Below are 12,547 nucleotides of genomic sequence, written 5' to 3'. Positions count from 1 at the left end.
ATGCTTGAAACATGGCAAAGACATTTAAGCTGATAATAGCCCATTCCACAATTTCAAATTACTGATCTTGCACGTTAATCCAGCCGGACTTGTCCGGAAACTGCTTTACCATTCTGAACCAGCGTATAGTCGATCAGTGCGCCGTCTGCGGCTTTACCATGTAGCGTTGCTGCGAAGCGCGACTGGTCGCTAGCGCTCTGGCGCTTTGCTTCGGAAAGGCTAAGCTGGTCGCTTCCGACAAACAGTTCAGCAGGTGCTTGTGCATCGGGAAGTGCGATCTCGAAAACCGCTTTGCTATCCTCCTGCTTGGCGGTTTTTATGCCGAATTCAGCCGATGCGGGAGTTGGCAGCCGATCAAAGGCTGTTTCAATGATGGTACGCGCGGCAATGGCTTGAGGCGATTGTGCAGAGGTTTCATTCAATGGAAAGTCAAACTGAGCCTGAACGGGAATGCAGATCTTCTCACAGACACCAAGGAAAACGTGTCCTTTCAGGCGTTGCTCGCCGGGCTTTACGTGGAAGGTCAATGGCAACGACACCGAATGCTTGTAACCGATACCGCCTTCACCCCCAGCGTCAAAATGCACGGGGGCAGGGAAGTCGATCCGCGCAAAAGTGTCACCTTCAATGCTAAGCTGCGGCGGTACACCTGCATCACCCGGATTGCGCCAATAGGTTTTCCAGCCCGGGTTAAGATCGATCTGCAACGCGCCGCGCACTTCGCCATCCGGCTTTGCATCTTCGATAATAACGCGCACTTTGCCGCCCGGCGTTTCCGACCAGTCAGATGTAGCGGCTTGAGCAGAAAATGCTGCGCTCATGAGCAAAGGGAGGGCAAGAAACTTCAAAGATCTCATGCGGCGAGATTGGTAGAAAATCATGTTTCTATCAAGGCTGATTTTATGCGTGCAAATTGTAGTTCAGAGTTTCAGCAACAATTGCAGCGCGACACTAGAAAAGATCAGAAAGCCGAGACCAAGATGAAACAGAAACGCGATATTGGATATGATGCGCAGCCTGTCATAATCCGCGAAATTTGAAGCGATTTCATCGGGCGGTGTAGGGTTGTGCCAGAGATATAGTGCGAAACGATAGTTACCGCGTGGCATGGTGAAAAGATAATAGAGATCAGACACATTTCCGATCGCCTTCGTCATTGACGGGCTTTGTCTGATGTAATCAATAAGCGGAGAAAGTCTGACCTGCGCATATATAGAGTAAGCCAGGAAAAATACTGCTGAAACTACAACTATATACATCAACATGCTGGTGATTCTTCTCAATCATTAATTGCATTTCTTCGCCGAGAGGTTGCTTCATTAAGCAACCGGAAATCAAGCCCGTTCGAAACAATAAGGAGCTTTGCACGATTTTCATTGTCATTTGGCGCAGTCTTGCTACCTTGATAGCTATGACCATTCTCAGGAAGCCAAACCAGGAGCAGGGTTTCTTGAACGGGCAATTCCTGCTCGCCATGCCCGGAATGAACGACGAGCGCTTCGCCCGCGCTGTGGTCTATATCTGTGCGCATTCTGAGGAAGGCGCGATGGGTTTCATTATCAATCAGCTTCAGCCGGTGGGTTTCCCCGATCTGCTTCGTCAGATTGGGGTTATCGACGATGAGGATCTGATCGTTCTTCCCTCGCGTGCGCAGAACATGATCGTGCGCAATGGCGGGCCTGTGGATCGCACGCGCGGCTTTGTGCTCCACACCGATGATTACATGGTGGATTCCACCATGCCTGTTTCAGAAGATGTGTGCCTGACAGCAACGGTCGATATCCTACGCGCTATCTATGGCGGGGGCGGCCCTGCTCAGGCTCTTATGACGCTCGGATATTCGGGCTGGTCTCCTGGGCAGCTTGATATGGAATTTGCCGAAAACGGCTGGCTCGCATGTCCTGCTCCCATGGACATGCTGTTCGACAGCGACATTGCCGGAAAGTACGACCGGCTGATGGCTCGTATGGGCATTGATGTGACCCGGCTCGTTTCCGAAGCAGGTCATGCGTGATCTAAGCCTAAGGGAAAATAGTGGGACTTAGGCAGTAGAGGTGTATGTTTCCGTTATCTGAAACAACCGCGAGATGCCTATTCCCTAAAATCACGCAGCAGCAGAATCCTGCTGCTCTCGGATCAGGCGTGTCGCTTCATCGCGGCTCGATGGTTCGCCGAACATGAAGCTCTGCACATATTCACAACCCATCTGGCGCAGTTGAAGCGCATCGCTTTCGCTATCGACGCCTTCTGTTACGACAGCGAGACCGAGGTCATGGGCCATGCTGACGATAGAGCGCAGAAGTGTGGTTTTCTGCGGTTGGTCGCCTTTAACGAATGAACGGTCAATCTTGATTATATCGAACGGGAAGCGGGTGAGATAAGCGAGCGACGAATAGCCAGTGCCGAAATCGTCAAGCGACAGGCCAACACCCATGGTTTTCAAGCGCGCCAGCACATGGGCCGATTGCTCGGGATTTTCCATCAGAACGGATTCTGTCAATTCGAGTTTGAGGCTGCCCGGATTGAGGTGAATGCGCGAGAGAACCGAGCGCACATCATTGATGAGGTCTTGTCGTATCAATTGCGTGCTCGAAAGATTGACTGACACAAACAGATCGAGCTTGGAAAACTGTTCTTGCCAAGCGAACAGATCTTCTGCCGCACGCTGAATAGCAAACAGACCGAGCTGCACGATCAGACCAGAGCTCTCTGCAATCGGAATGAATTCCGATGGTGGGATCGCACCACGGCGCGGATGCTCCCAACGCATCAGAGCTTCAAAGCCTGCAATTGTTCCTTCGTCCAATCGGACAATTGGCTGATAAACGAGACTGATTTCATCGCGCTCAAGCGCACGGCGCAAATCGGATTCGAGCTGCAACTTGTCGCTGCCAATGGCGCGGAATGCCGGGCGGAATGGTTCGATGCGGTCGCCGCCGAAGCGCTTGGCCTGATGCATCGCAAGTTCTGCATCCTTGACGAAATCTTCGGCTGTTGATGCAGTCTTCGTCCAGGTGATGAGGCCGACTGATGCTGTCAGCACGATTTCGCGTTTTGCATAGGCGATAGGCGCGCGTACTGCCTGACGGAGGGCTTCAGCAAAGGAAGCAATACGCCCCGGGTCGCTTTCAGAGGCAAGGAGGAGCCCAAACTGATCAGAAGACAGGCGCGAAAGCGTATCCTGTGGCTTCATCAGGCGCGACAAGCGGCGAGAAATGGTGAGCAGGATTGTATCGCCTGCTGACATGCCGAGACTGTCATTGACCTGCTTGAAGCGGTCAATGTCGATAATAAAAACAGTCGGATGCAATCTGCTCTCGCCACGCGCCATGTTCATCACATTGCTTAGGCGGTCGAGGAAAAGCTCACGATTTGGCAAGCCAGTCAGATTGTCATGCACGGCATCGTGCAGCAGACGTTCTTCGGCTTTTTTCTGCTCAGTCACGTTAATCAATGTGCCGACGCAGCGGACAATCTCACCGTCTGAACCAATCACGGGGCGAGCACGCAGCGCATACCAGTGATAATGGCCATCATTGGCGCGCAAGCGGAAAATCTGTCCAATTCGGCCGCGTCGATTTTCGAGAACGGCATCGAGTGTGGACCGGAAACGGTCGCGATCATCAGCGTGCATGGCCGGCAGCCAGTTACGGACTGGGCCTTGCAGTGAACTCGCTGTGTTGCCGAGATAGTTTGCGATATCTGGCGTTGTGACAACACGGTCACGCGGTACGTCCCAATCCCAGACAATGTCACCTGCACCAATCACAGCAAGTGCCTGACGTTCCATGTCAGAAAGCAGACCTTGCTGAAGTGCCCCGCCTGAAAAGGCGTGCTGCATGACGGTGAAGCCAATCAGCAATACAATAAGAACAAGACCACCGCCAAGCGCGGGTTGGATAATGTCATTATCCAGTTTCCCCGAAACTGTCATCCATGCGCCGAGGAGCCATATGAGTGTGAGCAACCATGCGGGGATCAGCATCACCGCTCGATCATAGCCTTTGACGGCAAGATAACCGATGATGAAAATGCCTGACGCAACGGTTAATGCCAGCGACATGCGCGCAATACCCGAAGCAATTGGTGGGTCGAAAACCGCAACGCCTGCGAGCGCCAGAAGGCCGAGAACCCATGTAACGGCACCATAGCTGAAATGGTCGTGCCAGCGATTGAGGTTGAGATAGGTGAACAGGAAAATCACCAGAGAGGCGGCAAGGGCTACTTCGGTGCCCGCTCGCCAGACTTGCTCATTTCCGGGCGTTATCTCCATCAGCTTGTTCCAGAAGCCGAAGTCAACGCAGATATAGGCAAGAACCGCCCATGCAAGGGCTGCGGTGGCCGGAAACAGTGAGGTTCCCTTGACGACGAAGAGAATGGTCAGGAACAGGGCCAGAAGGCCCGAAATACCAAGCAGAATGCCGCGATAAAGCGTGTAAGAGTTAACCGCATCCTTGTACGCTTCTGGCTCCCACAGATAGAGCTGTGGCAGATTATGCGAGGAAAGCTCAGCAACGAAGGTGACAACCGTACCCGGATTGAGCGTGATGCGGAAAACGTCGGCATCGGCACTTGGCTGACGATCAAGCGCAAAGCCTTCACTGGGCGTAATCGATGAAATGCGCGGCGAACCAAGATCCGGCCAGATGACGCCAGAGCCGACCAGACGGAAGTGTGGTGCAACAATCAGGCGGTCTATCTGCTCGTCTGTCGGGTTGGCAATGGAAAACGCGGCCCAGTCACCGGATGCGTTGGAATTTGGATCAGCCTGCACCTCAATGCGGCGAACAATGCCATCAGCACCGGGAGCTGTAGAAACCTGAACGCTTTCGCCCTGATTACGCAGCAGCTCAACAGCGCGCGAAAGATCAAGGGCAGTATCTTCCTTCGAGATTTTTATAGGTTCAACAGCAGATGCCTGAACGACTGAAAAGGTCACAAAGACGATAAGCGCGAGAAACCGCGCAAGAGTTGAAAATAACTTGTCTGTAAGACCGTTCACGAGCGTTCAACCTTGCCATTGATCATGCGTTTGTCGCTTTCTATCAGAGCAAACAGCAGGTGATCCTGCCAGAAGCCGTTTATCTTGAGATAGGAGCGCAACAGTCCTTCTCTCTGAAATCCGGCTTTTTCGAGAAGCCGTATCGAACGAACATTATGGGGAATACAGGCAGCTTCAATTCGGTGCAACCTCAGTTGACCGAATGCAAAGGGGATAACCAGATTGAGTGCCTCGGTCATATAGCCTTTTCCGGCAAATGAAGCGCCGCTCCAATAGCCGACCATGCCATTCTGCCCCACGCCGCGCTTGATGTTGCCAAGCGTTATACCGCCGACAATCTGGTGGTCGTTGTTGCGAAAAATAAAAAACGGATAGCCGGTTCCGTCAGACATTTCGTCCTGAACGCGGCGTATCCGATAGCGAAAAGCACTTTTTGTAAGTTCGTCGTCGGCCCAGGTGGGTTCCCATGGGGTGAGAAAAGCCCGGCTTTGCGCCCGCAGGCTGGTCCAGGCGGCAAAATCGCTCATCATCGGTTCGCGTATGTAAACGCGTGGACCGCGAAGAACTGTCGGATTGCTGCGCCGGAAAGGCAGGCCGATCATGCGGGTTCCTGTGTTGTTATGAGAGCAGGGGGTAGGGAAGCGATGGCGCGTGTTTTAAAAAATGAACAAACAGTATCGCTCTGTTGATCCAGCCAAGCCGACCCTGGTTCCCCCTATTTCCCTTAGACAGCAATCTTCCTTGTATGCGCGCTCGTCGAAAGCGCATCAGTCAGCCGATCAAAGCTCATCAAGCGTCCGACCGGACCAACACCGGCAATTGTCGGCTTCGTGTCGAGGAACAGTCGGCCTGCAAGATCACTCAGGCGTTCAGGGGTGATCTGCGACAGGCGGTCCATCAGCTCACTGTTTGCAACCGGACGACCATAAAGCAGGAACTGACGCGCAAGCTGACCTGCACGGCTGGCAGCACTTTCCTGTGACATCAGCAGGCTAGCACTATACTGCGCACGAGCACGGTTCACTTCTTCGAGCTGAATGGAGTCTGCAGCTTTATGCAGCTCATCAATGATGACGGGCAGAAGCTCGACAAGCTCATCACGACCGGTTGCCGCATGAATGCCGAACAGGCCGGTGTCAGAGAAGCCCCAATGGAACGCATAGACCGAATAACAAAGGCCACGCTTTTCGCGCACTTCCTGGAACAGACGTGAGGACATGCCGCCGCCCAGAATCATCGACAGAAGCTGAGAGGCGTAGAAGTCGCGTACATGATAGGCGCGACCTTCAAAGCCGATCAGAACCTGCGCATCCATCAGATCACGATCTTCACGGAAGTCGCCGCCAACATATGTTGCGAGGTCAAGCGTAGGGGCTGTGTTGTGAGCACGGAAGCCACCCAGGCGTTGTTCCACTTCTTTCACGAACTGATCGTGATCGATGCCGCCAGCTGCGGTCACAACCATGCGGTCGGCGCTGTATTGCTCGTCCATATATTGACGAAGATCAGCGGACGTAAACGACATCACCGTATCCGGCTCGCCCAGAATGGCGCGCCCGATTGGCTGATGACGATAGGCAGTTTCCGTAAACCGGTCGAAGACGATATCGTCAGGCGTATCGTGCGCCGCACCGATCTCCTGCATGATAACCTGCTTCTCACGTTCAAGCTCGGCTTCATCGAACTTAGAGGCGGTCAGAATATCAGCGAGAATATCGATTGCCAGCGGCACGTCATTGCGCAAGACACGCGCGTAATAGGACGTGGTTTCGACGCTCGTAGCTGCGTTTATCTCTCCACCCACATTTTCAATGTCGGAGGCAATTTGCCAGGCCGTGCGCTTTTCCGTCCCTTTGAACGCCATATGTTCAAGGAGGTGGGCTATGCCATGCCGGTCAGGCGCTTCATTTCGAGCACCAGCTTTGACCCAGATACCCAACGCAACACTTTCCACATGCGGCATGTTATCGGTGGCAATTGTCAGGCCGTTGGAAAGACGCGTTACTTCAACACCCATCAGAAAAATGCTCCCATAGTCCCATTCGGGTTCCCGTTCTTATTCTCGCAAAAGATTTGAATTCATGCCCGAGAATGACGGCGAACGTATTCTTCCACGATTTTCAGGTCGTTGTGAAGAACCGTGAAACTTTCTTTTCGTTCCATAAGGTCCGAAAGCCATGCCGGAAGCGCTGGAGTAACACCGCTTGCAGCCTTTACAGCATCGGGGAATTTGGCCGGATGTGCGGTTGCCAGAACCACCATTGGAGCTGCTTCAGACACATTTTCGCGAGCGACCTTAACCGCAATCGCTGAGTGTGGATCCAGCAGATAACCGTCGGTTTCCAGAACAGATTGAATGGTTTGCGCCGTTTCTTCAACCGAAGAACGACCAGCCGAAAACTCGCTGCGGATAGCAGCAAGTGGCTTTTCGGAAATGGTGAAGCCTCCCGATTGCTTCAGGCCTTCCATCAAACCGCGCACCGCCGCCGCATCACGATCATGTGCTTCAAACAGCAGGCGCTCAAAGTTTGACGAAATTTGAATGTCCATCGATGGCGACGTGGTCTGTTCGACGCCGCGCATTTCATAAGCGCCGGTTTGAAGCGTGCGCGAAAGAATGTCGTTGTCATTGGTCGCAATAATGAGGCGCTCGATTGGCAAGCCCATTTTTTTGGCGACATAACCCGCAAAAATATCCCCGAAATTGCCGGTTGGCACGGTGAACGAGACTGCGCGATCTGGCGCGCCAAGGCTCAGTGCTGCGGAGAAATAATAAACCACCTGGGACATAATGCGTCCCCAGTTGATCGAATTAACGCCGGATAGCGAAATGCTGTCGCGGAATTGAAGATCGTTGAACATGCCTTTGACGAGGTTCTGACAGTCGTCGAAATTGCCTTCGATAGAAAGGGCATGAACATTCGAGAAGCCAGAGCTGGTCATCTGGCGCTGCTGCACCGGAGACACACGGCCATTCGGGAAGAGAATAAAGATATCGGTGTTATCGCGACCGCCGAAGGCTTCGATAGCCGCACCACCTGTGTCGCCGGATGTCGCGCCAACAATGGTCGCGCGCTCGCCGCGTTGAGCAAGAACGTAGTCCATCATGCGCGCAAGGAGCTGCATGGCGACGTCTTTAAAGGCAAGTGTCGGGCCATGAAACAGCTCAAGCACATATTCGTTCGCGCCGGTCTGAACCAATGGGCAGACAGCATCGTGGCGGAAGGAGCTATAGGCTTCGCGTACCATGCGTTCGAAATCGGCGTGAGGAATCTCGCCGCCAGTGAAGGGTGTCAGCACGGCCAATGCGATATCCACATAGGATTTTCCACGAAGATCGCGGATCTGATCTGCGCTGAACTGCGGATATTCCTGTGGGAGATAAAGACCGCCGTCGCGGGCAAGTCCGGCGAGCAAAGCGTCGCTGAACCCCAGAACAGGTGCTTCGCCGCGGGTACTGATATATTTCATCTCAAAGGCCTTCATTTCGGGTCGAGGCGGATTTTTAGCCGTCAATGCAATAGAGCGTCCCTAAAAAAGCCGCAAGAATTAAAGCAACCTTTGAGGGATGGGGTTGCTCTTGGCGACAAAAAACAGGAAAACACCCTCACGCTATGCATTGCGTAGTGGTATAGAACAGGTCGATCAGTGCAGGGAAGCCCGGTTTATGCAGAAAGCATTACAGAATCGTTCATCGTTGTTTCCAGTCTTTGCAACGGTTTTGCTCGCAGCGCTTGCAGGCTGCACCACAAGCGGCACGCAGAAGTCTGCGGATGGCGCGCTTACGGACGCAAGCCAGCCTCGTGTGAAGGAATCGGAGCTTCGCGCCTTTTGTCCATCCGTCACGCTGCGTGACGGCACAGCTTATTTCAACACTTATGAAAAAGGCGGCGATAAGGACGCAAGCCGGGTGATTTATCAGGCTGCTTTGACCGACACCACTCGCAGCTGCCAATATGGCGAAGGGACTATCACCCTTGATGTAGCAGCGGCTGGTAAGGTCGTGCCGGGTCCGAAGTACAAGAGCGGAAATGTCACTATGCCGGTGCGCGTTGCCGTGGTTCAGGGCGACAAGGTGATCTACTCCAAGCTCCACAAGCAGGCTGTTAGTGTTACCAGCGGTGGCGGTGCCACGCAGTTCGTCTTTAACGACAAGGGAATTACGGTGCCGTCTGAAAGTGCTCGCAGCGTTCAGATTTTTGTGGGCTTCGACGAAGGTCCGTACAACACCAAATAATTTCTCAATTTAGAACGCCGATCTGATCCAGTCACATGGGCGTTCTAAGAATATGCATCGACATTACTGATGCAGCTGGAAACTGATAATCAAAAGAGGCGTTCATAGCGATTGTGAGCGCCTTTTTTAGACTTGCACTTTGAATTAATTGCTAATTATAGTGCTCCGAAAGTTTTAGTACTGTATTATATATTGCTTGTTTGAAAGTTTGATTTTGATCTTTAGCAAGAATATTTGAGCATTATTCATTTACATTATTTGTTTTTATGCGCCATATAAGTATGGCGGCGCAGTTTTAAACTGGATTGTCGATTGTCGATATTGAAACGGCAGGTTTTCTGATGGGACTTCAACGCAGGTCTGTTATTTTGCCTGTTTATATCCTGGTCGTCGTCATGCTGCTGCTTGGCGCAATAATAGGCAAATGGACCGGAGAACGTTTCCAGCTTCTTGAAGAAGAACGCGACATGGACGCGTATATGACCGTGCTCATGTCTCAGGCAAACCGCATTGTCACTTCCGCCCGGAAAACTCTGGAACAAACGAACCGCTCACCTTACCTGGTCTGCTCAGACGACGATAAACGTTATTTGAGAGAACTGCTGTTCAGTGCCTATCATATCAAAGACATCGGTCGTCTTATCAATGATCGCCTTCAGTGCTCGACCTTGTTAAACGACATTGACACCGATGAGGTCCGCTCGACTGAAGATGTGCTTTTGGGAGACGGAACTTATGTTTATGGCGACCATCAGCTGCTCACGCCCGGTAGTCATGGGCCTGTCATGGGGCGGGCTGAAGCCAATGTCGTATTAAGTTCGGTTGCTTTTGATGCTCTGCATGTCTCGCAGTATCATTTCGCAGTTTTTCTCGTGAATTCCGATAAAACAAAATCTGCTCGTCTCTACAGCTTTCCGGATGAATTTCCCGGCAATGTCCAGAATAGTTTTGTACCGACGAGGAATAGTCGATTTTTCGGTGTTGGAGACGATATCCTGCGGGAAAACACCTGCGATCCCGTCACGGGTGTTTGTATTGCTCTGGCGACGTCGGAAAGCTGGCATACGCAGTCGGATGGCATTTTGCCTGTCCTGTTCACGGTTCTTGGCACATGCGTAGGAGCAGGGCTCGGTGTCGGTTGGAATTACTATCGCAATCGCGACCGATCATTGATTTCACTTTTGAAAAAGGCGCTGGCGGCGAATAGTCTGACACTGGTTTATCAACCCGTTGTCTGCATCGGCAGCGGTAGAATTACCGGTTTTGAGGCGCTAATTCGTTGGGAAATAACAAAAGGCGATTTTGTCCCGCCCGATTTGTTTATAGCGCGTGCGGAAACTGCTGGGATTGCTGACAGGATCACAATTTACGTCGTCGATCATATGCTTGCAGAAATGGGTGAGCTGCTTCGTGAGCAGCGCGATTTACGTATCAATATCAATATGACGGCAGGCGATGTGCAAAATCCAACTTTCAGGGCAGCACTTGAACAGCGCTTGCTTGCTGCCGACATTGATCCCCATCAGATTGGGCTGGAGCTGACTGAACGCACTGCTGTTGACTTTTCTAAGGCTTCCGAAGGTATCAAGGACCTGCGTGAGCGGGGCCACTGCATCTATATCGACGACTTCGGTACTGGCTATTCCAGTCTTGCCTATCTGGGAGAGTTGCAGGTCGACGCGATCAAGATCGATAAGGCTTTCACCCGAACCGTGGGTGACGAGGATGGCAAGGTTTCGATCGTTCCGCAGATCATTTCCATGGCGCATGGACATAATCTCGATATCGTCGTTGAAGGTATCGAAACCGCTGCTCAGGCGGAATATTTTCGCAGCATTAGTGGCGATATTTCAGGGCAGGGATGGTTTTTCGGAAAGCCGGTTGATGCCAAGTTCGCTCAAGCGCTTGTCGTTGGTTCTAAGAGCCCCAAAAAACGCGGACAGGCAAAGACACCTAATTCGAAATAGATATTTAACTATAGGACAAATCTATAAGATTCTAATTAAATTAAACCGCTTGTGTGAAGTGAATAGCAAGAGGTTTGCGCTAGAACAGTATCAACAGAGATGACTGCATCTGAAGTTCGGACGCAATCATCTTCGACTGAAACTGCAACGAAACAAGAGGATGGGGCGGCTCACAGAAACCGCTCTGGTCTATGCCCATGAAACAGAAATATGAACGCGTGCTTGAACCGACGGATACCTGGGCTATCTTCGATACGATCTCAGGCGAACCTGCTTCACTGGGTGAACGCGTGCTGATCGGATTGAGCGAAAGCGAATCTGAAGAGCTGCTTGCGACACTAAATGCCGCGTCGAAGGGCAAGAGCAAGCGTAGCGCTGCCTGAGCGCTCTAATCATCTGTTTTAACGCGCATCTTGTTCCGAAAACCGTTTCACACTTTTCGGGATGCGCTTTAAGCGGATAGAAATGCTTCATTTCCATGAACTGATGCAGCGAGAACATGCTGCATCAATTGCACCAGCGGCTATAATTCTCCCGAAAATCCATTCCGGAGAAATGGGTGCAAATCAGGCATCCGTCCAAATTGACAGTGCTTCGATCACGCCCGGAAGATCCTTGTGGCGGTGAATAACTGTTTCCGCTCCTGCATCAGTCAGCTTGTCTGCATGTCCGGGATAGGTGTGAGCGCCTCCGGTGAAGCCGATGACGCGCATACCCGCAGCGCGCGCGCCATGAATGCCGTGGGCTGAATCTTCAATAACAATTACATCAGCCGGATCGACACCGAAGTGCTTCGCTGCATGAAGGAAGACGTCTGGTGCAGGCTTTGGCTTCTTGGAGCCAACTTCACGAGACGAGAAGATGTTTGGTTCAAAAAGATCGTAGAGGCCGACGCGCTTCAGCATGAGTTCAAGGCGAGCGCTGGTCGAGTTTGAGCAGATGCACTTTGGAAGGCCAAGAGCTGAAACGACTTCGACGATATCTTCAATCGCCTGAACTTCGTTCTTAAGGCGTTCATCCAGCAGCTTGTCGGCTTTATCGAGCAGGGACGCCGAAAGTGGAATTCCGGCTTCACGCTCAACGGTGAGAAGGATGTCCTGCCATGTAAGGCCTGCGAAACGCTCACCCACTTCTTCCGCTTCAATTGGATAACCGGCTTCAGTGAGAAGGGCGGCATCCACTTGTGCGGCGATGAATTCCGAGTCCACCAATACGCCATCACAGTCAAAAATAATCAGGGACGGAGCCGCCATTTCAAAAAGCCTTTGTGTGGGAGGTGTGGGGGTAATAGCACCCACCGAACTATCGCCGATGAGCTACACCTTTATGACTTAGGCGTCA

11 protein-coding genes are annotated in these 12,547 nt (G+C 52.2%); 4 read left to right on the top strand and 7 right to left on the bottom strand.

What is annotated here, in order from left to right:
* Nucleotides 1-74: 74 nt before the first annotated feature.
* Together QSJ70_RS20610 and QSJ70_RS20605 are read right to left on the bottom strand one after the other, a co-directional pair.
* On the bottom strand, nt 75-857 hold the full coding sequence (locus QSJ70_RS20610) for a protein-disulfide reductase DsbD domain-containing protein (protein ID WP_502871705.1): 783 nt from the start codon (nt 855-857) through the stop codon (nt 75-77).
* A gap of 63 nt (nt 858-920) precedes the next feature.
* Nucleotides 921-1,157, bottom strand: coding sequence for a hypothetical protein (locus QSJ70_RS20605; protein WP_285539196.1), 237 nt, complete (start codon nt 1,155-1,157; stop codon nt 921-923).
* Nucleotides 1,158-1,411: 254 nt separating this feature from the next.
* Here QSJ70_RS20605 and QSJ70_RS20600 point away from each other — a divergent pair, with 254 nt between their 5' ends.
* On the top strand, nt 1,412-2,014 hold the full coding sequence (locus QSJ70_RS20600; protein ID WP_007874038.1) for a YqgE/AlgH family protein: 603 nt from the start codon (nt 1,412-1,414) through the stop codon (nt 2,012-2,014).
* Nucleotides 2,015-2,104: 90 nt separating this feature from the next.
* Here QSJ70_RS20600 and QSJ70_RS20595 read toward each other — a convergent pair whose 3' ends face one another.
* From QSJ70_RS20595 to thrC, 4 genes are all read right to left on the bottom strand, one after another.
* Complete coding sequence (locus tag QSJ70_RS20595) at nt 2,105-5,002, bottom strand: EAL domain-containing protein (protein ID WP_007874040.1); 2,898 nt, start codon at nt 5,000-5,002, stop codon at nt 2,105-2,107.
* Nucleotides 4,999-5,604, bottom strand: coding sequence for a GNAT family N-acetyltransferase (locus tag QSJ70_RS20590; protein WP_007874042.1), 606 nt, complete (start codon nt 5,602-5,604; stop codon nt 4,999-5,001). The genes QSJ70_RS20595 and QSJ70_RS20590 overlap by 4 nt, the downstream gene beginning before the upstream one ends.
* A gap of 122 nt (nt 5,605-5,726) precedes the next feature.
* Nucleotides 5,727-7,019: a M16 family metallopeptidase gene (locus tag QSJ70_RS20585; RefSeq protein ID WP_007874043.1), complete on the bottom strand. Its 1,293-nt coding sequence runs from the start codon at nt 7,017-7,019 to the stop codon at nt 5,727-5,729.
* 62 nt (nt 7,020-7,081) lie between these two features.
* A complete protein-coding gene (gene thrC / locus QSJ70_RS20580) occupies nt 7,082-8,473 on the bottom strand; it encodes a threonine synthase (protein ID WP_285539192.1) in 1,392 nt (463 codons plus the stop codon).
* Between the two features lie 196 nt (nt 8,474-8,669).
* Here thrC and QSJ70_RS20575 point away from each other — a divergent pair, with 196 nt between their 5' ends.
* The 3 genes from QSJ70_RS20575 to QSJ70_RS20565 all read left to right on the top strand — a co-directional run bounded on the left by QSJ70_RS20575 (nt 8,670) and on the right by QSJ70_RS20565 (nt 11,589).
* Nucleotides 8,670-9,239 (top strand): hypothetical protein, encoded by a 570-nt coding sequence (locus QSJ70_RS20575; RefSeq protein ID WP_007874049.1) that lies wholly within the window; start codon nt 8,670-8,672, stop codon nt 9,237-9,239.
* Nucleotides 9,240-9,580: 341 nt separating this feature from the next.
* Nucleotides 9,581-11,206 (top strand): EAL domain-containing protein, encoded by a 1,626-nt coding sequence (locus QSJ70_RS20570; protein WP_285539189.1) that lies wholly within the window; start codon nt 9,581-9,583, stop codon nt 11,204-11,206.
* A gap of 197 nt (nt 11,207-11,403) precedes the next feature.
* A complete protein-coding gene (locus tag QSJ70_RS20565; protein ID WP_007874053.1) occupies nt 11,404-11,589 on the top strand; it encodes a hypothetical protein in 186 nt (61 codons plus the stop codon).
* A gap of 183 nt (nt 11,590-11,772) precedes the next feature.
* On the opposite strand, the gene QSJ70_RS20560 is transcribed toward QSJ70_RS20565, so the two are convergent.
* A complete protein-coding gene (locus tag QSJ70_RS20560) occupies nt 11,773-12,459 on the bottom strand; it encodes an HAD family hydrolase (RefSeq protein WP_007874055.1) in 687 nt (228 codons plus the stop codon).
* Nucleotides 12,460-12,547: the final 88 nt, after the last annotated feature.

This window comes from Brucella sp. NBRC 12950 (genome assembly GCF_030268145.1).
Lineage (GTDB): Bacteria > Pseudomonadota > Alphaproteobacteria > Rhizobiales > Rhizobiaceae > Brucella.
Note: the sequence above shows the minus strand (reverse complement) of the source record. Positions and strands in the feature narration are given on the sequence as shown.